This window comes from Candidatus Blastococcus massiliensis AP3 (assembly GCF_000582785.1).
GTDB lineage: Bacteria > Actinomycetota > Actinomycetes > Mycobacteriales > Geodermatophilaceae > Blastococcus > Blastococcus massiliensis.
Window position 1 is genome coordinate 937,468 of the sequence record NZ_HG931175.1, and the last position, 21,951, is coordinate 959,418.

At 72.8% G+C, this 21,951-nt stretch carries 22 protein-coding genes; 10 read left to right on the plus strand and 12 right to left on the minus strand.

The features are described from left to right. Nucleotides 1-3: 3 nt before the first annotated feature. The 4 genes from BN344_RS18490 to BN344_RS18505 form a co-directional block, all read right to left on the minus strand. Nucleotides 4-927 carry an SdiA-regulated/phytase-like domain-containing protein gene (locus BN344_RS18490; protein ID WP_231487023.1) on the minus strand — a complete coding sequence of 308 codons (924 nt, stop codon included), beginning with the start codon at nucleotides 925-927 and terminating at the stop codon, nucleotides 4-6. 133 nt (nucleotides 928-1,060) lie between these two features. Beyond that, a complete protein-coding gene (locus BN344_RS18495) occupies nucleotides 1,061-1,783 on the minus strand; it encodes a phosphatase PAP2 family protein (protein ID WP_231487025.1) in 723 nt (240 codons plus the stop codon). Nucleotides 1,784-1,847: 64 nt separating this feature from the next. Beyond that, nucleotides 1,848-3,299, minus strand: coding sequence for a GTPase HflX (hflX, locus tag BN344_RS18500; RefSeq protein WP_081788766.1), 1,452 nt, complete (start codon nucleotides 3,297-3,299; stop codon nucleotides 1,848-1,850). Nucleotides 3,300-3,363: 64 nt separating this feature from the next. Beyond that, nucleotides 3,364-3,891, minus strand: coding sequence for an ArsR/SmtB family transcription factor (locus BN344_RS18505; protein WP_051516111.1), 528 nt, complete (start codon nucleotides 3,889-3,891; stop codon nucleotides 3,364-3,366). 67 nt (nucleotides 3,892-3,958) lie between these two features. On the opposite strand from BN344_RS18505, the gene BN344_RS18510 reads away from it, so the two are divergent. Then, the gene (locus tag BN344_RS18510; RefSeq protein WP_040339878.1) at nucleotides 3,959-5,263 is read left to right on the plus strand and encodes an MFS transporter; all 1,305 of its coding nucleotides are present in this window, start codon (nucleotides 3,959-3,961) and stop codon (nucleotides 5,261-5,263) included. 54 nt (nucleotides 5,264-5,317) lie between these two features. Beyond that, a complete protein-coding gene (locus tag BN344_RS18515; RefSeq protein WP_040339879.1) occupies nucleotides 5,318-5,524 on the plus strand; it encodes a hypothetical protein in 207 nt (68 codons plus the stop codon). A gap of 4 nt (nucleotides 5,525-5,528) precedes the next feature. On the opposite strand, the gene dapF is transcribed toward BN344_RS18515, so the two are convergent. Genes dapF through BN344_RS18530 form a run of 3 tightly spaced genes read right to left on the minus strand, consistent with a single transcriptional unit; the run spans nucleotide 5,529 to nucleotide 7,995 of the window. After that, nucleotides 5,529-6,401, minus strand: a complete 873-nt coding sequence (dapF, locus tag BN344_RS18520) for a diaminopimelate epimerase (protein ID WP_081788767.1) — start codon at nucleotides 6,399-6,401, stop codon at nucleotides 5,529-5,531. Further along, on the minus strand, nucleotides 6,398-7,321 hold the full coding sequence (gene miaA, locus BN344_RS18525) for a tRNA (adenosine(37)-N6)-dimethylallyltransferase MiaA (RefSeq protein ID WP_040339880.1): 924 nt from the start codon (nucleotides 7,319-7,321) through the stop codon (nucleotides 6,398-6,400). The genes dapF and miaA overlap by 4 nt, the downstream gene beginning before the upstream one ends. After that, on the minus strand, nucleotides 7,318-7,995 hold the full coding sequence (locus BN344_RS18530) for a class III extradiol ring-cleavage dioxygenase family protein (RefSeq protein ID WP_040339881.1): 678 nt from the start codon (nucleotides 7,993-7,995) through the stop codon (nucleotides 7,318-7,320). Before BN344_RS18530 ends, miaA begins: the two co-directional genes overlap by 4 nt. A gap of 87 nt (nucleotides 7,996-8,082) precedes the next feature. On the opposite strand from BN344_RS18530, the gene BN344_RS21105 reads away from it, so the two are divergent. Then, the gene (locus BN344_RS21105; protein ID WP_040339882.1) at nucleotides 8,083-9,705 is read left to right on the plus strand and encodes a DUF349 domain-containing protein; all 1,623 of its coding nucleotides are present in this window, start codon (nucleotides 8,083-8,085) and stop codon (nucleotides 9,703-9,705) included. A gap of 10 nt (nucleotides 9,706-9,715) precedes the next feature. Here BN344_RS21105 and miaB read toward each other — a convergent pair whose 3' ends face one another. Then, complete coding sequence (gene miaB, locus BN344_RS18540; RefSeq protein WP_040339883.1) at nucleotides 9,716-11,194, minus strand: tRNA (N6-isopentenyl adenosine(37)-C2)-methylthiotransferase MiaB; 1,479 nt, start codon at nucleotides 11,192-11,194, stop codon at nucleotides 9,716-9,718. Between the two features lie 143 nt (nucleotides 11,195-11,337). Here miaB and BN344_RS18545 point away from each other — a divergent pair, with 143 nt between their 5' ends. The 7 genes from BN344_RS18545 to ctaD all read left to right on the plus strand — a co-directional run bounded on the left by BN344_RS18545 (nucleotide 11,338) and on the right by ctaD (nucleotide 18,140). Continuing rightward, the gene (locus BN344_RS18545; RefSeq protein WP_462475932.1) at nucleotides 11,338-12,093 is read left to right on the plus strand and encodes an amino acid ABC transporter ATP-binding protein; all 756 of its coding nucleotides are present in this window, start codon (nucleotides 11,338-11,340) and stop codon (nucleotides 12,091-12,093) included. Nucleotides 12,094-12,126: 33 nt separating this feature from the next. Next, a complete protein-coding gene (locus BN344_RS18550; protein WP_040339885.1) occupies nucleotides 12,127-13,011 on the plus strand; it encodes a glutamate ABC transporter substrate-binding protein in 885 nt (294 codons plus the stop codon). 83 nt (nucleotides 13,012-13,094) lie between these two features. Then, nucleotides 13,095-13,745 carry an amino acid ABC transporter permease gene (locus BN344_RS18555; RefSeq protein WP_155858955.1) on the plus strand — a complete coding sequence of 217 codons (651 nt, stop codon included), beginning with the start codon at nucleotides 13,095-13,097 and terminating at the stop codon, nucleotides 13,743-13,745. Further along, entirely contained in the window at nucleotides 13,742-14,644 is a 903-nt protein-coding gene (locus BN344_RS18560; protein ID WP_040339886.1) for an amino acid ABC transporter permease, read from the plus strand. The genes BN344_RS18555 and BN344_RS18560 overlap by 4 nt, the downstream gene beginning before the upstream one ends. Before the next feature lie 130 nt (nucleotides 14,645-14,774). Then, a complete protein-coding gene (locus BN344_RS18565) occupies nucleotides 14,775-15,626 on the plus strand; it encodes a phosphatase PAP2 family protein (RefSeq protein ID WP_197022375.1) in 852 nt (283 codons plus the stop codon). 69 nt (nucleotides 15,627-15,695) lie between these two features. Continuing rightward, nucleotides 15,696-16,193 (plus strand): hypothetical protein, encoded by a 498-nt coding sequence (locus BN344_RS18570; protein ID WP_231487027.1) that lies wholly within the window; start codon nucleotides 15,696-15,698, stop codon nucleotides 16,191-16,193. Nucleotides 16,194-16,379: 186 nt separating this feature from the next. Continuing rightward, a complete protein-coding gene (ctaD, locus tag BN344_RS18575) occupies nucleotides 16,380-18,140 on the plus strand; it encodes an aa3-type cytochrome oxidase subunit I (RefSeq protein ID WP_040339887.1) in 1,761 nt (586 codons plus the stop codon). A 274-nt stretch (nucleotides 18,141-18,414) separates the two neighbouring features. Here ctaD and BN344_RS18580 read toward each other — a convergent pair whose 3' ends face one another. The 4 genes from BN344_RS18580 to BN344_RS18595 all read right to left on the minus strand — a co-directional run bounded on the left by BN344_RS18580 (nucleotide 18,415) and on the right by BN344_RS18595 (nucleotide 21,917). Beyond that, nucleotides 18,415-18,942, minus strand: coding sequence for a regulatory protein RecX (locus BN344_RS18580; protein WP_051516114.1), 528 nt, complete (start codon nucleotides 18,940-18,942; stop codon nucleotides 18,415-18,417). A gap of 131 nt (nucleotides 18,943-19,073) precedes the next feature. Then, entirely contained in the window at nucleotides 19,074-20,105 is a 1,032-nt protein-coding gene (gene recA / locus BN344_RS18585; protein WP_040339889.1) for a recombinase RecA, read from the minus strand. Between the two features lie 183 nt (nucleotides 20,106-20,288). Next, nucleotides 20,289-20,483: a DUF3046 domain-containing protein gene (locus tag BN344_RS18590; protein WP_040339890.1), complete on the minus strand. Its 195-nt coding sequence runs from the start codon at nucleotides 20,481-20,483 to the stop codon at nucleotides 20,289-20,291. Nucleotides 20,484-20,630: 147 nt separating this feature from the next. Then, nucleotides 20,631-21,917, minus strand: a complete 1,287-nt coding sequence (locus tag BN344_RS18595; RefSeq protein ID WP_040340190.1) for an MFS transporter — start codon at nucleotides 21,915-21,917, stop codon at nucleotides 20,631-20,633. Nucleotides 21,918-21,951: the final 34 nt, after the last annotated feature.

The following is a 21,951-nucleotide window of genomic DNA, read 5'->3' on the forward strand; positions in this document are numbered from 1 at the left end:
GACCTAGGGGCGGCGGCGCAACCTGCTGCCGATCCAGACCGCGACGGTCGCCACTGCAGCGGCGGTGAGGACAGTGGTGACCGTCGTCGAGGTGGCCGAGTCGGTGAGGTCGGCCATGCTCGGCAGTGGTCCGCCCTCGTCAGCTTCCGCGGTCGCGGCCGGCGGCGAGGACGACGGCACCGACACCGCGACGACGTCACTCGGCACGCCCTCGCTCGCGATCAGGAGCTGCTGGCTGTCGGCGGTGAAGCTGATCGCCTCGCCCTGCGGCGACTCGGGCAGGGGTATCCGTACCGGCGTGCCGGCGAGCGCCCCGACGACGTCGGAACCGCTGAGCGGCCACACGTAGGCGTCGGTGTAGGTGCGCAGCGCCAGCGCGTGCCCGTCCGGCGCGACCGCTCCCCCGGTGACGAGCAGCTGACCGGCCCGGCCGACCGGGCCGCCCGGGGTGCCGGTCAGGGTCATGTTGACCGTCGCCACCCGTTCCATCGGTACGACCGCGGTCGTCGACAGCGGGGCCGTGGGCCGGTACACGCCGCTGGAACCCAGGACCTCCTTGGTCACCACGTACGGCGTGCCGTCGGGCGCGAGGAGCAGCGCCTCCGCGTCGTGCGCCCCGTCGGGATACGTGAGCCGGTGCACGGCCGCGGTGCCGTCCGCACGGAGCGCCAGGAGCGCGACAGTCGAGCGGACTGCGGTGTTGTCGCCGATGTCGGCCAGCCAGAACGTGCCGTCGGCGCCGAGCGCGAGATCCTCGGGGTCGTAGGGATCGACGGCCGCGGTGCGCGTCTCGACGACCCGGCAGGCGGAGTCCAGAACCGAGAGGCTCAACTGCTCCCCGCCGTCGTTCATGACCACCATGCGCTCGCCGAGGTCGACCAGCCCCGAGATCTCCGGGAGGGAGGGATCGGTGATCTGGCAGCGCACGGACGACTCGGCGGCCGGTGCTCCGGACTCCTCGGCCGAGGCCGCTGGGAGCGCGACGAGCGGCAGAGCGCACCCAAGCAGCAGTACCGCCCCGAGTCGTGCGGCCGGGAAGGGACGCCGGCCCGAGGAGCCGCTAGGCGGGCTGCCGGCCTGCTCGGGCACCGAACCAGCGTGACAGAACGAGGGCGTCCAGCGCGTGAACCACGCCCAGCAGCACGATGCCGACCGCGGCTCCCACGACGGCGTCGGTGACCCAGTGGAAGTCCAGCGAGACCATGGAGACGCCGGTGGCGATCGGTCCCGCGACGCTGAGCCACCAGAATGCGCGCTGCACCCTGGCGGGCAGTCCGTACTCGACGGCCAGCCACCGGGCGACGCCCCACATGATGACGGCGTTGGCCACGTGGCCCGAGGGGAACGAGGCGCCGTCGACGTGGAAGAAGAGCTCGTCGGGGTGTCCGGGCGCGGTCCGGCCGGTTCCGAACTTGACCGCGTAGACACCGATGGTCAGCGTGCCCAGCGCGAGCAGCACGCGCAGCAGCGGAACCGCCGTGCGGTGCCGCCAGGCCAGGTAGCCGACCAGGACGGACAGCACGATGAGGATCGCGCCCCGGCCGCCGAGCTGGGTGACCGCCCAGAAGACCGGATAGGCGGCCGAATCGCGCAGGCCCCAGCCCCGTACGGCATCGGAGACCCAGAAGTCCAGCCGCTCCAGGACACCACCGGCGAGCAGGTCGGCGGTGATCAGGCCCCCCACGAGCAGGGCCAGGAGCGGCGCCCACCACGGCGGGCGGCCGATCGAGACCGCGCGGGAGCGCTCGGGCACGCCGGCCTCGCACACCGTGCCGCTGGTCACCCGCTCACCGTACCGGCCCGTGACCTCGTCGTGACCTGGACGAGCCGACCGTCGCACGGAAGGGTCAGCCGACCGAGTCGGCGAACTCCTCCAGCGCCGCCGCCAGGGCGCCGTCCACCTTCGCGGTCAGGCGGGTCCCCCCGGCCTCGTGCGCCTCCGCCAGCACCTCGCCGTCCCGGTGCACGCGGGCGACCAGGTCGCCGCGGTCGTAGGGCACCAGGACGTCGACGTCGACCTCCGGGTGCGGCAGCCGCGCGGCGATCAGCTCGCGCAGCGTGTCCATGCCGGCACCGGTGCGCGCCGAGACCCACACCGCGCCGGGTAGCGCCTGGCGGAGGGTGAGGATCGCCTCCTCGTCCATGGCGTCGACCTTGTTGACGACGATGACCTCGGGCACCGCGGACGCGTCGATGTCCTGGAGCACGACGTGGACCGCGTTGATCTGGCCCAGCGGGTCGGGGTCGGAGCCGTCGACGACGTGCAGCAGCAGGTCGGCCGCCGCGACCTCCTCGAGCGTCGACCGGAAGGCGTCGACGAGCTGGTGCGGCAGATGCCGGACGAACCCGACGGTGTCGGTGAGGGTGTACTCGCGGCCGTCCGGGCCCTCGGCGCGGCGCACCGTGGGGTCGAGGGTCGCGAACAGGGCGTTCTCCACCAGTACCCCGGCGCCGGTCAGCCGGTTGAGCAGGCTGGACTTGCCGGCGTTGGTGTAGCCGGCGATCGCGACGCTGGGGGTCGCGTTGCGGTCGCGGCTGCTCCGCTGCGTGGCCCGGGCGGTCGCCATGCCGGCGATCTCGCGGCGCAGCTTGCTGACCCGCGACCGGATCCGCCGCCGGTCGGTCTCGATCTTCGTCTCACCCGGGCCTCGGGTACCGATGCCGCCACCGCCGGCGACCCGGCCACCGGCCTGCCGGGACATCGACTCACCCCAGCCGCGCAGCCGCGGCAGCATGTACTGCATCTGCGCCAGCTCGACCTGGGCCTTGCCCTCCCGGCTGGTGGCGTGCTGGGCGAAGATGTCGAGGATCAGCGCGGTCCGGTCGACCACCTTGACCTTGAGCACCTTCTCCAGCTGGTTGAGCTGGCCCGGGGTCAGCTCGCCGTCGCAGATCACCGTGTCGGCGCCGGTGGCGGCCACGATGTCGCGGATCTCGGCGGCCTTGCCGGAGCCGACGTAGGTGGCCGCGTCGGGCTTGTCGCGGCGCTGGCTCACGGCCTCCAGCACCTGCGAACCGGCGGTCTCGGCCAGGGCGGCCAGCTCGGCGAGCGAGCGGTCGGCGTCGGCCTGGGTCCCCTCGGTCCAGACGCCGACCAGCACCACACGCTCGAGGCGCAGCTGCCGGTACTCGACCTCGGTGACGTCGGCCAGCTCGGTCGACAGCCCAGCGACGCGGCGCAGCGCGCCACGGGCCTCGAGGGCGTAGGAACCGGTGGTGTCGTCGGTCTCGTCGCGGCGCGCGGTGGGCGCGGAGCGGCTCTCGTCGTCGAGCGGCAGGCGTTCGGGGGCGGTCGTCATCGGCTCCAGAGTGGCACGGTCTTTGGCGACCGTCATGCGAGTTGTCATCGCTGGGTGCAACGCCTCAGGCCTCCGGATGCATCCCGAGGTAGAGGGACCAGCGTTCGGCCCGCGGATCCACCGGGCGGCGGGCGAACTCGTCGAGCAGGCCGTGCAGCCGGGCGCGGAACTCCGCCAGGTCGTCCGGCGCCAGCCTCAGACCCAGCCGGGAGCTCGACAACCGACGCTCCCCCACCGCGGCGACCTCCTCCAGGAACGCGGCCAGCATCGGGTCGCGCGCCGGCGGGGTCCGGTCGTCGATGTCCATCAACCAGCTCTTGCCGGTGGCGAGGTAGGGCACCTCCCGCGAGCCGCGAGTGCCCCGCCGCGCCGGCTGCGCCTCCAGGAAGCCGGTGTCGACGAGGGTGCGCACGTGGTGCAGCACGGTGGCCGGGTTGCGACCGAGTCGCTGCGCCAGCTCCTTGTTCGTGAGCGGCTCGGAGTAGCACAACCGCAGGATCCGCAGCCGTACCGCGGAGGCCAGCGCTCGGGCCTCGGCGTCGGTGGCCCTGCGCTTCTCGCCCTGGATGCGCGGCCCGGCCTCCTCCGTCATGGGCTCAGGCTAGGCGACACGGCGCGAGTGATTGACATTTCCCAATCAGTGGGCCGACGCTACCCCCGTGACCACTACCGCCGGCCTGTGGCGCCACCACGACTTCCGGCAGCTCTGGGCCGCGGAGACGGTCAGCCAGGTGGGCACCCAGATCACCCTGCTCGCCCTGCCGGTGCTGGCGGTCGGCGTCCTCGATGCGACGCCGCTGGAGATGGGCGTGCTCGTCGCGCTGGAGACGGCCGCCTTCCTCGTCATCGGGCTGCCTGCCGGCGCGTGGGTGGACCGCTGGCGGCGCAAGCGGGTGCTCATGGTCAACGACCTGGTCCGAGCCGCGGCGCTGGCCTCGTTGCCGGTCGCCCACCTGCTCGACGCGCTCGCCCTGCCACAGCTGTTCGTGGTCGCCGCGGTCACCGGCACCGCCACCGTGTTCTTCGACGTCGCCTACCAGAGCTATCTGCCCACGCTGGTCGCCCGCGACCAGATCGTCGACGGCAACGGGAAGCTCGAGGCCAGTCGCGCGGTCGCGCAGGTCGCCGGCCCCGGCCTCACCGGCGTCCTGCTGCGCTTCCTTGGACCCCCGCTGCTGATCGCCGCCAACGCGCTGACCTTCCTGCTCTCGGCGTTCTTCATCGCCCGCATCCGGCACGTGGACGTGGTGCCCGACCGGTCGACCCGGCGCCGGCTGCGCACGGAGATCGCCGAGGGGCTGTCCTTCGTCCTCCGGCACCCACTGCTGCGCCGGATCGTCGCCTGCACCGGCACCGCCAACCTCTTCCACTCCATGTCCACGGCACTGCTGGTGCTCTTCGCCCTGCGCACCCTCGGCATCCCGGAGAGCACCCTCGGGCTGGTGCTGTCCGCCGGCGCCGCGGGCGGCCTCGTCGGCGCGGTGACGGCGGCCCGGTTCGCCCGGCTGGTGGGCGAGGGACGCGCCATCCCCCTCTCGGCGCTCCTGCTGTTGCCGTTCGCCGCACTCACCCCGCTGGCGGCGGTGGGACCGGCCGAACTGCTGCTCGTCGTCGGCATGTTCGGCTACAGCTGGGCGGTCGTCGCCTACAACGTCGTGCAGGTCAGCTTCCGCCAGCGCCTGTGCCCACCCGAGCTGCTCGGCCGGATGAACGCCTCCGTCCGCTTCCTCGTCTTCGGCACCATGCCGCTGGGTGGACTGCTGGGCGGTGTGCTGGGCACCTGGATCGGGGTGGTGCCCACGCTCTGGATCGCCGCGGCCGGCCAGGCACTGGCCGCGGCCTGGGTCGTGACGAGCCCGCTGATCGGGATGCGTGAACTGCCGGACGCCTGGGACGGCGGCGCGGTACCCGACGACCACCCGGCGCGCGGCGCGGCCGACGTTCCCGCCGGCGGCCGTGGGTGACCGGCCCGGAGCCGGGTAGGGCCTTGGCGACGCAACCCAGCGAGGAGGTCGGACATGAGTGGCAGCGGATCCAGCAGTCTCGGCTCGAACAGTGAGCTGGAGGACCCCGGCCGGGACCCGGTGGGCATCGGTGGCCCGCCGCGCAACCCGATGGGCGGGGGCGCCGACCAGGACAGCGGCCGCGGGGCGCCACCCACCCCTCCGGCCACCGACGACGACGACGCGATGGTCCCGACGCCGCCCGACGACGACCGCCGCTGAGGCGTCAGTCGCCGAGCCACTCCCGGCACAGCGATCCGGCCGACACGAGCACCGCCGGTCCGGTGAGCACCGTGGTCCGGGGGCCGACCTGCACCGACAGGCGACCTCCGGGCACGTCGACGATCACGGTTCCCTCCCGACGCCCCTCGACCGCGAGCGCGGCGTAGGCCGCGGCGCAGGCACCCGTCCCGCAGGAGCGGGTCTCCCCCACGCCCCGCTCGAACACCCGCAGCCGCACGTGCTCCCCCGGCTCGAGGACGTTGACCAGTTCGACGTTGACCCCGTCGGGGAACAGCTCCTCGTCGAAGCTGGGCGCAGCGGTCAGGTCGAGGGTGTCCACGTCCACGTCGGTCAGCGCGGCCAGGTGGGGGTTGCCCATCGAGACGGCGAGCCCGTCGAACGTGCGGCCGTCGAGCTGCGCCGTCCCCCGACCGAACTCGCGGGCCGGCCCCATGTCGACCCAGTAGCCGCCGTCGGCCGCCGCGCCCACCCGCCGCGGACCGCCGCGGGTGCCGACCAGGACTCCGTCGGCACACGCGGACCGGTCGAGCAGCCCCTCGGCGACCAGCGCGTGGAGGAACAGCCGGATGCCGTTGCCGCACATCTCCGCGAAGGAACCGTCGGCGTTGCGGTGGTCCATGAACCACTCGCAGGCCTGCAGGTCGGCGCCCAGGACGGCGGCGGCGTCGGGCACGTGCTCGCTGCGCACCAACCGCAGCACGCCGTCGCCACCGAGCCCGCCGCGGCGGTCGCACAGCCGGCGCACCATGGCGGCGTCCAGGCGGTCGCCCGGCCACACCGACCCGTCGGGGTCGGGCAGCACGACGAAGTCGTTCTCGGTGCCGTGCCCGGTCAGCACGCGGGGGGTGGCGGTCACGGCCCGATCGTACGGTCGGTGATCACGGCGGCGGCGTCGTCGACCAGGCCGGGAGCGGCGGCGTCGAGCCAGGTGGTGTGCGCGTCGCGGCGGAACCAGGAGCGTTGCCGGCGGACGAAGCGCCGCGTGCTGCTGACGGTCCGCTCACGCGCCTCCTCCGGGGTCAGCGCCCCGTCGAACTGCGCCAGCACCTGCGCGTAGCCCAGCGCGCGGGACGCCGTCGGCCCCTCCCGGAGGCCGTCGGCGGCCAGCGCCTCCACCTCCGCGACGAAGCCGGCGGCCCACATGCGCTCGACCCGGGCGGCGACCCGGGCGTCCAGCTCCGCGGGCTCGCGGTCCAGGCCGAGCACGACCGCCGGATAGTGCGGCGCGGGCTCCGGCAGCGTGGCGCGGAACGGCCCGCCGGTCAGCTCGACGACCTCGAGGGCGCGCACGATCCGCCGTCCGTTGCTGGGCAGCACGGCCGCGGCCGCCGCGGGATCGACCTCCGCCAGCCGGGCATGCAGCGCCGCCGGCCCGACCTCGGCCAGCTCGGCCTCCAGGCGAGCACGCACGGCGGCATCGGTGCCCGGGAAGTCGAGCTCGTCGAGGACGGCGCGCACGTAGAGCCCGGAGCCGCCGACCAGCAGCGGGACGACGCCGGCTGCCCGCAGCCGGTCGATCTCCGCGCGCGCACGGCGCCGGTACTCGGCCACCGACGCCGGCTCGCGGACGTGCCACAGGTCGAGCAGGTGGTGCGGCACGCCGTCGCGCTCGGCCTCGTCGGGCTTGGCGGTACCGATGTCCATCCCGCGGTAGAGCTGCATCGAGTCGGCGTTGACCACCTCGCCTCCCAGCCGGTGGGCGAGCGCCACGGCCAGGGCCGTCTTCCCCGTCGCGGTCGGCCCGACCACCGCGACGACCGGTGGGAGCGCGCTCACCCCGTCGTCCAGTCGGCGACCAGGTAGCCGACGCCGAACGGTGCGACGTCGGCATGCAGGCGCCCGGCGACCGCCCGGCCGGTCAGCGCGGCGCCGACCGCCCGCCACACGGGCACGCCGGCGGCGAGCAGCCGCTCCCCCGCCGTGGGGTCGAGCGCGGCGAGTGCTGCGGCGTCGCCCGCGGCGAGGGACTCGGCGACGCCGGCGTCGAACGGCGCGGCCGCCTCGTCCAGGTACCCGGGCGCCTTCACGCCTCGCCGGGCGGAGCCGTCGCCCAGCGCGAGCACCCCGACGGGGCCGGCGATCCCGGCCAGCACCCGAGCGAGCTCGTCCGGGCCCACGCCCACCCGCGCCCCGGAGAAGCCGGCCTCGTCCAGCAGCCAGGCGCCCACGGCGAACACGGGCGGGGCGGTGGAGCCGCCCGCCGCCGGCGGCCCGGCGAAGGGCACGTCGACGTCCAGGCCGAAGCCGCGCAGGGACGCGACGTCCCCGGCCCCGTACCTCGCTCCGGCGGGAGCCTCCGGGCCCACGACGACGACGGTTCCGGGGCCCGCGGCCAGCATCGCCTCGACGGCCGCGGCGCACGCCCGGCGCAGATCGGCCGTCTCCGGGACGGCGCTGATCTCGACCGCGGGCAGCAGCAGCGGCGCGGCCGGGCAGAAGGCGACGGTCACGCTCCTGGCGTTCCCCCGTTCGGACGGTCCCCCCGCATCGGCACTCACGCCCTCAGTGTTCCCGATGGGACGTGGGACACTGCCGGAGTGTCGAGCACGGACAACCCCGTCAGCGGGGCGCAGCAGGCCACTCCACCGGTTGTGGAGACCCCCGACGTGGCGCAGCCGGAGGTGGAGCAGCCCTCGGCGGCGGTGACGCCGGGGGCGGGCACGCCCGAAGCGCCCACCGCCGGCGAGGCGGCAGCACCCGAGGTCGCCCTCCCGGTCGCGGAGACGCTCGAGGAGGCGGCTCCGCAGGCGGCCGTCCCCCCTGCGGACGCCGTCGAGGAGACCGCTGACGCGGCGACTGCCGAGGAGGCCTCCCCCGCCCCGGCGACGGGCCCGGACGAGGCGACTCCCCCGGCTCCCGGCACCGCGGCACCGGCGTCCCCGGTACTAGGCCCCGCCGTTCCCGTCCCCACGCCCGCGGCGCTCGCTCCCGCGGCCGAGTCCCCGGTCAGCGACCCCTCGCTGTGGGGGCGCGTCGACGAGGACGGCACCGTCTACGTCCGGACGGCGGACGGCGAGCGCGTGGTCGGTTCCTGGCAGGCCGGCGAGCCCGTGGCCGGGCTGGCGCACTACGCCCGCCGGTACGACGACCTCGCCACCGAGGTCTCGCTGCTCGAAGCGCGGCTGAAGGCGCACACCGGCAACCCGGCCGAGATCAAGAACAAGGCGCAGGCACTCGCCGAGTCGATCCCGTCGGCCGCAGCCGTCGGCGACCTCGAGGGGCTCGCCGCCCGCGCCCGGGCCATGGTCGGCACGGCCGACTCCGCGGCCGCCGAGTCCCGCGCGGAGAAGGCCGCCGCGCGCGCCGCCCAAATCGCTCGCAAGGAGGCTCTGGCCGCCGAGGCGGAGAAGATCGCCGAGGAGTCCACCTCGTGGAAGGCCGCCGGTGACCGGCTCAAGGCCATCGTCGAGGAGTGGAAGACCATCCGCGGGATCGACCGCAAGACCGACGAGGCGCTGTGGACCCGCTTCGCCGCCGCGCGGGACGCCTTCGGCCGTCGCCGCGGCGCGCACTTCGCCCAGCTCGACGCCCAGCGGGGCGAGGCCCGCGCGGCCAAGCAGGAGCTGATCAAGGAGGCGCAGCGGCTGTCGACCTCCACCGAGTGGGGGCCGACCAGCGCGGCGATGCGCGCGCTCATGGACCGCTGGAAGGCCGTGCCCCGCACCGGCCGGGACGGCGACGACGACCTGTGGAAGCAGTTCCGCGCCGCCCAGGACGTCTTCTTCTCCGCCCGCACCGAGTCGGACAAGGCCCGCACCGGCGAGGAGCAGGCGAACCAGAAGCTCAAGGAGGAGCTGCTCGCCGAGGCGGAGAAGCTCGACCCGTCCAAGGACCTCCGCGGAGCGCAGAACGCGCTGCGCAAGATCCAGGAGCGCTACGACGCCATCGGGCACGTGCCGCGCGGTGCGATGCGCCAGCTCGAGGACCGCATGCAGGCCGTCGAGCAGAAGGTGCGCGGCGCCGCCGACGCCGGTCGTGTCCGTACCGCACCGGAGAACCCGATGGTCACCTCCATGCGCGCCGCCGTCACCAAGGCCGAGGAGCAGCTCGCCAAGGCCGAGGCCGCCGGCGACCAGAAGCGGATCGACGAGGCCCAGGCCAACCTGGCCACCCGCCGCGAATGGCTGGCCGAGGCCGAGAAGAGCGCGTCCCGCCGCTGATCTCCGACGGTCAGCAGCCGGAGGTGACGGCCGGCAGCGGTTCGGGGACGCCGATGCGCGGCATCCCCAGCGAGACGCCCGGCGTGGTCGGGCGGGTGCCGGTCTCGCTGGCGTCGCCCGCCCGGGTGCGGCGGTGCGACAGGAGCACGCCGTCGGCGACGAGGAAGTGCGGCTTGGCGTCGGTCACGACCGTCCCGACGACGTCGCCGGGCCGGACGCCGTCGGCGCCCGTGAAGTGCACCAACCGGCCGTCGCGCGCGCGGCCGGACAGCCGGCCGGTGGTTGCGTCCTTGCTGCCCTCCCCCGCGGCGACCAGCAGCTCGACCCGGCGACCCAGCTGGGCGCGGTTCTCCGCCCAGCTGATCTCCTCCTGCAGCGCGGTCAGCCGCAGGTAGCGCTCCTGGACGACCTCCTTGGGCAGCTGCTCGTCCATCTCGGCCGCCGGCGTCCCCGGGCGCTTGGAGTACTGGAAGGTGAAGGCGCTGGCGAAGCGGGCCTGTCGCACGACCTCGAGGGTCTGCTCGAAGTCGGCCTCGGTCTCGCCGGGGAAGCCCACGATGATGTCGGTGGTGATGGCCGCGTCGGGCATGGCCGCGCGGACCCGGTCGATGATCCCGAGGTAGCGCTCCTGCCGGTAACCGCGGCGCATCCGGCGCAGCACGTCGTCGGACCCGCTCTGCAGCGGCATGTGCAGCTGGTGGCAGACGGCCGGGGTCTCGGCCATGGCGTCGATGACGTCGTCGGTGAACTCGCGCGGGTGCGGGCTGGTGAACCGGATCCGCTCCAGGCCGTCGATCCGGCCGGCCGAGCGGAGCAGGTCGGCGAACGCGCCCCGTTCGCGGAACTCGACGCCGTAGGCGTTGACGTTCTGGCCCAGCAGGGTCACCTCGAGCACGCCCTGGTCCACCAGCGCCTGCACCTCGGCGAGGATCTCGCCCGGACGGCGGTCCTTCTCCTTGCCGCGCAGCGCCGGGACGATGCAGAACGTGCAGGTGTTGTTGCAGCCCACGCTGATCGAGACCCAGCCGGAGTAGGCGGAGTCGCGCTTCGCCGGCAGCGTCGACGGGAAGACCTCGAGCGACTCGACGATCTCGACCTGCGCCTCGGCGTTGTGCCGCGCACGGTCGAGCAGCGCCGGCAGGGAGCCCACGTTGTGGGTACCGAAGACGACGTCCACCCACGGGGCGCGGCGAACGATCTCGCCGCGGTCCTTCTGCGCCAGGCAGCCTCCGACGGCGATCTGCATCCCGGGCCGGGCGTCCTTGACCGGCCGCAGGTGGCCGAGGTTGCCGTAGAGGCGGTTGTCCGCGTTCTCGCGGACGGCACAGGTGTTGAGGACGACGACGTCGGCATCGGCGCCCTCGGCGGCGGGCGCGTAGCCGGCCTCCTCGAGCAGGCCGGACAGCCGCTCGGAGTCGTGCACGTTCATCTGGCACCCGTAGGTGCGCACCCGGTAGGTGCGCTCGGGGCTCTCCACTGCGCTCTCCATGACAGCAGCGAGGGTACGGCGCCCCCGCCACCGGCCCACCGCCGATCGCCGGTGCCCCGGTCGGGGGAACGGACGCCTTCGTTACGCCTTCGTGATCACGCGTCGGTGACCTCCGGTGCCCGATGGCGCTTAGGGTCCCCAGGGTGACCAGCCGTCCCAACGGAGAGCCTCTCGTCCGCCTGTCCGGCGTCAACAAGTGGTTCGGCGAACTCCACGTCCTGCAGGACATCGACCTGTCGATCGACCGCGGCGAGGTCGTCGTGGTCATCGGCCCCTCCGGTTCCGGCAAGTCGACGCTGTGCCGCACGATCAACCGGCTCGAGGGCATCGAGAAGGGTGAGATCACCATCGACGGCCAGCGCCTGCCCGAGGAGGGCAAGGAGCTGGCGAAGCTGCGCAGCGACGTCGGCATGGTGTTCCAGAGCTTCAACCTGTTCGCGCACAAGACGATCCTCGAGAACGTCACGCTCGGGCCCATCAAGGTCCGGAAGCTGTCGAAGGCCGACGCCGAGAAGCGCGCCCGCGAGCTGCTGGAGCGGGTCGGCGTCACCGCGCAGGCCGACAAGTACCCGGCCCAGCTCTCCGGCGGGCAGCAGCAGCGCGTGGCCATCGCCCGGGCCCTGGCGATGGAGCCGAAGGTGATGCTCTTCGACGAGCCGACCTCGGCACTGGACCCCGAGATGATCAACGAGGTCCTCGACGTCATGGTCGGCCTCGCCAAGGACGGCATGACGATGGTCGTCGTCACCCACGAGATGGGCTTCGCCCGCCGGGCGGCCAACCGCGTGGTGTTCATGGACGGCGGCCGGATCGTCGAGGAGGCGGACCCGGAGACCTTCTTCACCGCGCCTCGGTCCGACCGGGCCAAGGACTTCCTCTCCAAGATCCTCACCCACTGACCGCACCAGCCAACCAGCGAGAGGACCGACCCCATGCAACTCCGCCGCACCGCCCTGGTAGCCACCCTGTCTGTCATCGCCCTGACCGCCGCCGCCTGCGGTGGCGACTCCGACTCCGCCGCTGAGCCGAGCGTCGCCGAAGCTCCCGAGTTCGAGGCCGGCACGACGATGGCCGAGATCGCCGAGCGCGGCACGATCACGATCGGCACCAAGTTCGACCAGCCCGGCTTCGGTCTGGAGAACCTCGAGGGCGAGATCGAGGGCTTCGACGTCGAGGTCGCCAAGATCATCGCCGGCGCCCTCGGTATCGCGCCCGAGGACATCGAGTGGGAGTTCACCCCCTCGGCCGTCCGCGAGGAGGTCATCGAGCGCGGCGAGGTCGACATGGTCGTCGCGACGTACACGATCAACGACGCGCGCAAGGAGCGGATCTCCTTCGCCGGGCCGTACTACCAGGCCGGTCAGCAGATCATGGTCGCCTCGGACGACGAGGACATCACGGGCCCGGACTCGCTCATGGACAACCCGGACGCCAAGATCTGCTCGGTCACCGGATCGACCCCGTCGGAGCAGATCCGCCCCTACCTGGCCAGCCCTGACCAGCTGGTGCTCTTCGAGGGCTACGAGCAGTGCGCCGACGCCCTGAGCAACGGCCAGGTCGACGCCGTCACGACCGACAATGTGATCCTGCTCGGCTTCGTCTCCGAGTCCGACGGCGAGTTCAAGCTCGTCGGCGAGCAGTTCACCGAGGAGCCGTACGGCATCGGCATCCCCAAGGGTGACGTCGAGTTCTGCGAGTTCATCCACGAGACGCTGCGCGACAACGAGGAGGCCTACCTCGAGGCCTGGGAGTCGACCGCCGGCCAGATCGAGGGCACCCAGACCCCCGAGCTGCCCGAGTTCGACGAGTGCGCCTGACCTGACCAGCGGTCCGCGGCCGGCCGGTCGACCCGGCCGGCCGCGGACCTCTGCACGACACCAGCCGGGAGGAGGGAGCGCGCGTGGACCCCGTCTTGGACAACCTCGACATGTTCGCCGAGGGATTCGTGACGTCCTTGAGCATCATCGCGGTGGCGACGGTCGGCTCGCTGCTGCTGGGCACCGTCATCGCTGCCTGCCGCGTCTCCCCCGTCCCGCCGCTGCGCGGGTTCGGCTCGTTCTGGGTGACGACCTTCCGCAACACCCCGCTGACCGTGGTGCTCTTCGCCTGCGCGTTCGGGCTGCCCGAGGTCGGGCTCAACCGCACCTACTACTTCTTCGGCGTCCTCGGGCTGGTCCTCTACACCTCCGCGTTCGTCTGCGAGGCCATCCGCTCGGGCATCAACTCGGTGCCCACCGGGCAGGCCGAGGCGGCCCGGTCGATCGGGCTGAAGTTCTCCGAGACGCTGCGCTTCGTCGTCCTCCCGCAGGCGCTGCGCACCGTGGTACCGCCGCTGGGCAGCGTCATCATCGCCATGTTCAAGAACTCCGCCGTCGTCGGCGCGTTCGGCGTGGGCAGCGACCTGTGGAGCGTCGGCCAGACCCTGACCAGCGCCCGCGGCCTGGAGACGCTGCCCATCTTCGTCGGCGTCGCCGTCGGCTTCCTGCTCATCACGCTACCGGCCGGGGCGATCCTGCAGGTCATCGAGCGGAAGGTGGCGATCGCCCGATGAGCCGGCAGGAGAGCGTCCTCTACGACGCCCAGGGCCCCAAGTCGCGTCGCCGGACCCTGATCGGGACGGTGATCGCCGTCCTCGTCCTGGCCGGCCTGGTGGGACTGGTCCTCAAGCGGCTCGCCGACCGGGACCAGTTCTCCATGGAGCTGTGGGGACCGTGGATCGACCCGTCCAACGAGTCGTTCGACTCCGTCTGGCGCCTGGTGCGCGAGGGCATCGAGAACACGCTGAAGGCCGCGGCCGTGGCGATGGTCCTGTCCATCGTGCTGGGCACGCTGATCGCCGTGGCCCGGCTGTCCCTGGGCCGCGTGGGCCGGATCCCGCTGATCGCGCTGGTGGAGCTCTTCCGCGGCCTGCCGGTGGTCATCCTGGTCTACTTCGGCGTCCGGGTCCTGCCGACCGTCGGTGTCGACCTCCGCGGACTTCCGGGCGGGCAGGTGTTCTGGGGCCTGATCATCGGGCTGACCGCCTACAACATGGTGGTCTTCGCCGAGATCGTGCGCGCGGGCATCGCCTCCCTGCCGAGCGGTCAGCGGGAGGCGGCTCTGGCCACCGGCCTGACCCGCGGCCAGACGATGCGGATCGTGCTCCTGCCGCAGGCCTTCCGCACCATGCTGCCGGCGATCATCAGCCAGCTGGTCGTGGTGCTCAAGGACACCTCCCTGGTCACGTTCATCGCAAACTTCGACGAGCTGCTCAGCCAGGGCAAGGTCATCCAGCGCAACCTCGACAACCCGATCCAGACGTTCTTCATCATCGGTCTGCTCTACATCGCCATCAACTACGCCCTGAGCCGGCTGGCGACCTACATCGAGGCACGCCAGGGGCGGGCCTCGTCCAGCGCGGCCGAGGTCACCGACGCCGGCCCGAACGTCCCCGTGGGGGGCGGCGCCTGACCCCAGCGAGGACGCCGGCGGTGTGCGCTCCCCGCGCGTCGGGGGCGGCGGGCCGGCCGCCCGGGTCAAGCTCGCCCCGCACCCGTCCGATGACTACAGGGCAGGCTCCCCGACGAGAGGGACAGGGATCGTGACCGCTTCGCCCTCCGGCGTGCTCCTGGAGCAGCTCGTCCGCGAGCCAGCTCCGCCGGCGAGCCCGGTGGCCGTTCCAGCCTCTCCCGCCCCGCCCCGTCCCCGGTGGTGGGTCGAGGTCGCGGTACTCGGCGTCCTGTACGGGATCTACTCACTGGTGCGCAACAGCGTCGGGGACGTCGCCGGCCGCGCGTACCGCAACGGCCGGGAGATCCTCGCACTGGAGGACTCCTGGGGACTGGCGAGCGAGCGCTGGCTCAACGAGTGGGTGCATCGCACCGACGTCGTCGCCGGCGCGGTCGCGCTGCACTACGCCACGCTGCACTTCCTGGTGACCCCGGCGGTGCTCGTCTGGCTGTTCGTCCGGCGGCCGGCCTGGTACCGGAGGATCAGCGGCGTCCTCATGACGACCACCGCGCTGGCGCTGATCGGCTTCTACTGGCTCCCGACCGCGCCTCCCCGCCTGCTGCTCGACGAAGGCTTCGTCGACGTCATGAGCCAGACCTCGGCGTGGGGCTGGTGGCCGGAGTCGGGCACCCCGGGCTCGGACGCGATCTCCAACCAGTTCGCGGCCATGCCCTCGCTGCACTGCGCTTGGGCCGCCTGGTGCGGCCTGGTGCTGCTCCTCTTCGCGCGCCGTGCGTGGGTGCGGCTCCTGGGGGTGGGCTATCCACTGAGCACCTTCTTCGTCGTCCTGGGGTCGGGCAACCACTACCTGCTCGACGTCGTGGCCGGCGTCCTCGTGCTCGTCGCGGGTGCCACGCTCGTGCACGTGGTCCGTACCGTCGTGGCGCGCAGGCAGGAGGCCGCCGGGCCGGCCGGCGACGTCGCGCTGTCCAGCAGGGCCTGACGGAGGGGTCCCACCTCGCCTGTCTCAGTCGTCCCACGGTCGGCGCGCCCCCGGACGGGCCGTGGCGGCGTGGCGAGACTGATCGCCACCATGGAGACCATCCACGCCGGTCGGCGCCGCAGCCTTCCCCCCGTTCCGCGCACCGCCATCGACACGACCATGTCGATCGAGACGGTCGCCAGCGCCAGCGCCCTGGCCCTGGCGCTCGTCCAGCCCGACGCGCACCTGGACCCGGCCCAGCGCTTCGTGGCCCGGCTCCGCCGTGCGGCGACCGAGTTCGCGGCCGCCGCCGGTGCGGAGTTCGCCGTCGTCCGGGAGGTCGTGCCCCCGGCCCGGCACCGCCGGGCGCGCTGCCGCGTGGTGCTCCGCCAGCACGACGGGAGCGAGCGGGACCTGACCTTCCTCGGGGCCGCCGGCGGTCCGGCCCTGGCCGAGCCGACCTTCGACGCCGACATCGTCCGGTGGCTGACCCTGGGCCGCGAGCAGGACGACGCATGGCTGGTGCCCGACCCCGACACCTCCAGCGGCACGGCGGTCGACCTCACCGCCCGGTACGCCGCGACCTGACCAGGGCGCCGACGCCGGCCCCGCCCGGCGTCGGCTTTCGTCCAGCGCGGGGATGGTCCACGATGGCGGAGTCGCCTGCAGACACCGGGCGACGCACGTGACCGTCGAGGACCGGGGGCCGTCCATGTCCCGTTGCTGCCGCTTCGTCGCCGGGCTGTCGGCCCGCCTCCGGCCGGGGGCGCCCGCATGACCATGATCGCCCCGCGGCCGATCGTCAGCCGGCCCAGCCCCGCCGTGATGCCCGTGAAGGGGTCGCGGCTGTCGAACCTGCTGCGGACGACGGATCACAAGACGATCGGCCTGATGTACCTGGTCGCGTCGTTCTCGTTCTTCATCCTCGGCGGCCTGATGGCCATGCTCATGCGTGCGGAGCTCGGGCGTCCGGGGCTGCAGTTCCTGTCGCCGGAGCAGTACAACCAGCTGTTCACGATGCACGGCACGCTGATGCTGCTGATGTTCGCGACGCCGCTGTTCTTCGCGTTCGCGAACCTGGTGCTGCCGCTGCAGATCGGCGCGCCGGACGTCGCCTTCCCCCGCTTGAATGCGCTGTCGTTCTGGCTGTTCCTCCTCGGTTCGCTGATCGTGGTCTCCAGCCTGTTCACCCCCGGCGGGGCGCCGGACTTCGGCTGGACCGCCTACACCCCGCTCTCCAACCCCGTCCACAGCCCCGGCGTGGGCGGGAACCTCTGGATCAGCGGCCTGGCGGTCAGCGGCCTGGGCACGATCCTGGGTGCGGTCAACTTCATCGCCACGATCGTCTGCCTGCGCGCGCCGGGCATGACGATGTTCCGGATGCCGATCTTCACCTGGAACGCCCTGGTGACCAGCATCCTGATCCTGCTGGCCTTCCCGATCCTGACCGCCGCGCTGTTCGGTCTGCTGGCCGACCGGAACCTGGGCTCGCTGATCTACTCGGCCGAGAACGGCGGGCCGATGCTGTGGCAGCACCTGTTCTGGTTCTTCGGCCACCCCGAGGTCTACATCATCGCGCTGCCGTTCTTCGGCATCGTCACCGAGATCATCCCGGTCTTCGCCCGCAAGCCGCTGTTCGGCTACAAGGGCATGGTCGGCGCGACCCTGGCCATCGGCTTCCTGTCCCTGGCCGTGTGGGCGCACCACATGTTCGCCACCGGCGCGGTGCTGCTGCCGTTCTTCGCCTTCCTGACCTACCTGATCGCCGTGCCGACCGGGCTGAAGTTCTTCAACTGGATCGGCACCATGTGGCGGGGTCAGCTGACCTTCGAGACGCCGATGCTCTGGTCGATCGGCTTCTTGGTCACCTTCCTGCTCGGTGGTCTCACCGGCGTGCTGCTGGCCAGCCCGCCGTTGGACTGGCACGTCCACGACTCCTACTTCGTCGTGGCCCACTTCCACTACGTCGTCTTCGGCACCGTGGTGTTCGCCGCCAACGCCGGCATCGCCTTCTGGTTCCCGAAGATGTGCGGCCGGATGATGGACGAGCGGCTGGGCAAGCTGCAGTTCTGGCTGACGTTCATCGGCTTCCACGGCACGTTCCTCGTCCAGCACTGGCTGGGCAACGAGGGCATGCCGCGCCGCTACGTGGACTACCTGCCCACCGACGCGTTCACGACGCTGAACATGGTCTCGACGATCTTCAGCTTCGTGCTGGGTGCCTCGATCATCCCGTTCCTCTACAACGTGGTCCGGTCGTGGAAGTACGGAAAGCTCGCGCTGCGCGACGACCCGTGGGGGGCCGGGAACTCCCTGGAGTGGGCGACGTCCTCGCCTCCCCCGCGGCACAACTTCGTCGAGATCCCGCGGATCCGCTCGGAGCGCCCCGCGTTCGAGGCGCACTACCCGCACCTGGTCGAGCGGCTGCAGGACGAGGCGCACGCCGGCAAGCGCCACGAGCCCTACGCCGGGGTCAGCGAGGTCGGCGGCAGCGCCGGACCGCGCCAGGGCCCGAACGACCCCGACCCCACGTAACGCCGCCGGCCACGCGGACCGGACCGCTCTGGGCCGGTCAGCCCGCCCAAGCGTCCGGACCGTCGGACTCCACGACGAGCCCGTGCTCGTCGTCCCGCGATCCCCGGAGGAGTTCGCGGGCGACGGCTGCTGCGAAGGCCAGTTGCTGGACTCCTCGACGGAGCATGCGGCCCACCCGGCGCACAGCAGTGGGGCGATCGGACCGGCTCACGCAGGCAGCCTTCCATGCCCCGCCCGTGAGCCGGCCCGCCGCCGGGTCGGGTGTCCCTGTGGGTCAGGGCAGCAGGGCGTCCTCGTCGAGTTCGTCGAACCCGGCGACGGCGTCGTCCGCGGCACCGGCGTTGTCGAACGCCTCGCGGATGACCCCGGCGGCCAGGCCACCGCTGTATCCCTTGCGCGCCAGCATCCCCATGAGGCGCCGGGTGGCCGTGGCACGGTCCAGCCGGAGCATGCTCGGCAGCTTGCGCTCCACGAGCCGGCGGGCGGTCTCCCGCTCGTCGTCGTCGTCGACCGCCAGCACCGCGGTGGCGGCGACCTCGTCGTCCACACCCTTGGCGCGCAACTCTGCCTTCAACGCCCGGCGGGCCAGCCCTCTACCGGCCTGCCGGGAACTCACCCACGCCTCGGCGAAGGCCTCGTCGTCGATGAGGCCCACCTCGGCGAGGCGGTCCAGCACTGCTTCCGCGGCGTCCTCCGGAACCTCTCGCTGATCCAGCAGGTCGGCGAGCTGCTGCCGTGTCTTCGGGGAGCCGGTCAGCGCACGGAGGCAGAGGTCGCGGGCGACGGCCTCCGGGTCCTTCATCGGGGCAGTCGACTCTCCATCCGCGCCCGCAGCAGCACTGCTGCCACCCGCCGGGGTCGCCCGTCGCCGCGTACCCCAGGAGTTGTTGGGGCCGCGGCGGCGAGCACCGGATCGCTCGGTCACCCGGCGACTCAGAAGTCGACCGGGTCGGCCACCGGCGCGTCGAGCGTCGGTCCGATGCCCAGCTTCTCCTTGATCTTCTTCTCGAGCTCGTCGGCGAGGTCGGGGTTGTCCTTCAGGAAGTTGCGGGAGTTCTCCTTGCCCTGCCCCAGCTGGTCGCCCTCGTAGGTGTACCAAGCACCGGACTTCTTGACGAAACCCTGCTCGACGCCCACGTCGATGAGGCCACCCTCGCGACTGAAGCCCTGACCCCAGAGGATGTCGAGCTCCGCCTGCTTGAAGGGTGCGGCCACCTTGTTCTTGACGACCTTGACGCGCGTGCGGCTGCCGACCGCGTCGGTGCCCTGCTTCAGGGTCTCGATACGGCGGACGTCGAGACGGACCGACGAGTAGAACTTCAGCGCGCGACCACCGGTGGTCACCTCGGGCGAGCCGTAGACGACACCCACCTTCTCGCGCAGCTGGTTGATGAAGATCGCCGTCGTCCCGGAGTTGCTCAGGGCACCGGTGATCTTGCGGAGCGCCTGGCTCATCAGCCGGGCCTGCAGACCCACGTGGCTGTCACCCATCTCGCCCTCGATCTCGGCGCGGGGCACCAGAGCGGCGACAGAGTCGATGACGAGGATGTCCAGCGCGCCCGAGCGGATCAGCATGTCGGCGATCTCGAGCGCCTGCTCACCGGTGTCGGGCTGGCTGACCAGCAGGGCGTCGGTGTCCACGCCGATCGCGCGGGCGTACTCGGGGTCGAGCGCGTGCTCGGCGTCGATGAAGGCCGCGATGCCGCCGGCGGCCTGGGCGTTGGCCACTGCGTGCAGGGCCACCGTCGTCTTACCGGAGGACTCCGGGCCGTAGACCTCGACGACGCGGCCGCGCGGCAGGCCACCGATGCCCAGCGCGATGTCGAGGGCGATCGAGCCGGTCGGGATGACCTTCATGGCCACCTCGGGGCTGTCGCCCAGTCGCATGACCGAGCCCTTGCCGAACTGCTTGTCGATCTGGGCGAGGGCCATGTCGAGGGCCTTGTCGCGGTCGAGAGTCGCCATGGTCGTCACCTTCGGTTCGCGGGAAGCGGGTCGGGACCGACGCTAGGACGAGCCACCGACAGTTCTCGGATCGCGACCGGTCCTGTGGAGATCCCGGCCGCCTGTGGACGCCACTGTAGGCCGAACACCTGTTCGACTGCCAGGTCCGACACGCCCACCGTGCCAGGAGTGACGGGAGCGCCGTCAGCGCTCCTTCGGCGGCACGTCGTAGGCCTCGCAGATGGCCAGCCAGACGCGCCGCACCGGGACCCCCGCGTCGATCGCGTCGAGCGCGGTCCGGCCACCCAGGGCGGAGAAGACGTGGTCACGGGTCACGCTCTGGGCACGTGCCGACCCGAACAGCTCGTCGACCCGGGACCAGAACTCCTGCAGGCGCACGCCCCGACGCTAACGCCTGCGCGCCACCCGCCCGCCGACCTAGGCTCGGGACATGCTCCCCGGCACCGGTTCCGCGAGCCTCGACCTCGTCCTGCAGATCGCCATCGTGCTGACGCTCCTGGTCGCCGTGGTGCTGATGATCCGCAACTACCGGGACCGCTGAGGGCCCAGCACCACCGAGGCCCAGACGACGGCCAGCGGCAGCACCATCGCCGCCGACACCCCGGACACCAGACCGAAGCCGCCCCAGGCCAGCAGTGGGCCACCCACCACACCGGCCAGTGCGGCGCCCAGCCCCATGAGGAGATCGGTACCGCCCTGGGCTGTCGGGCGGAGGCCGGCGTCCACCGCCCCGGTCACCAGGGTGGAGCCGGCGATCAGACCGCAGGACCAGCCCAGCCCCAGCAGCAGGAGACCGATCCCGAGCTGGACCGAGGCGGAGGGGCCGGCCGTGCCCGCCACGCCCGTGGCGGCCAGCAGCAGGCCGCCGCCCAGGGCCACGACCGACGGGGCGCCGATCCGGTCGGCGAGCATCCCGACCAGCGGCGAGAACAGGTACATGCCGGCCACGTGCACGCTGATCACGAGGCCGACGACGCGCAGGACGGTGTCCTCCGTCCCCCCGGCGTGCCCCATGTGCACCGGCGTCATGACCATCACGCCGACCATCACCGAGTGCGCGACGACGACGCTGACGAGCCCGAGCCGGCCGGCCGGTACCGCCCACACCGCCCGCAGCGCCGTACCGGTGGCGGTCCGGGGTGCGGACCCCTCGGCCCCGCCGCCCAGGCGCCGCGCGAGCAGGAGCGGGTCGGGGCGGAGGAGGACCTGCAGGAGCAGTGCCACGACCGCGAAGACGGCGGCGGACACCACGAACGCACCGGCCAGCGCGGGCAGGCCCAGAGCGGTGCCGAGCCGGGCTCCCGGGGCAGCGAGATTGGGGCCGAGGACCGAGCCCACGGTGGTCGCCCAGACCACCAGTGACAGCGCCCGGCCGCGGTGCTCCGGCGTCGCCAGGTCGGCCGCCGCGTAGCGGGACTGCAGGCCGCAGGCGGTGGACGCCCCGAAGAGGAAGAGCCCGGCCAGGAGGAGGAGCAGCGAGGAGACCGCGGCCGCGGCGACCGTGACGACGGCGCCGAGGACGGCCACCGCGTAGCCCACGGCCAGGCCGGCACGCCGGCCGGCCGAGCTGCTGAGCCGGGCCAGGGGGACGGCCAGCACCGCGGCGCCGAGCACGCCGGCGGTCTGCCCCAGCCCGGCCGCGCTGTCGGTCCCGGCGACGTCGCGGGCGAGCAGACCGCCCGCGGTGATCCCGACGGTCACGCCCAGCCCGGCGAGGGCCACGCCGCCACCGAGGACCCGGACGGTGCGGCGCTGCACGGCCGCGACGTCCGCGACGCCCGGCGGAACGCTGAGGTCGGCCGGCGATCGCATGCCGGGAGTCTGCCGCACCATCGGACCGGTTCCA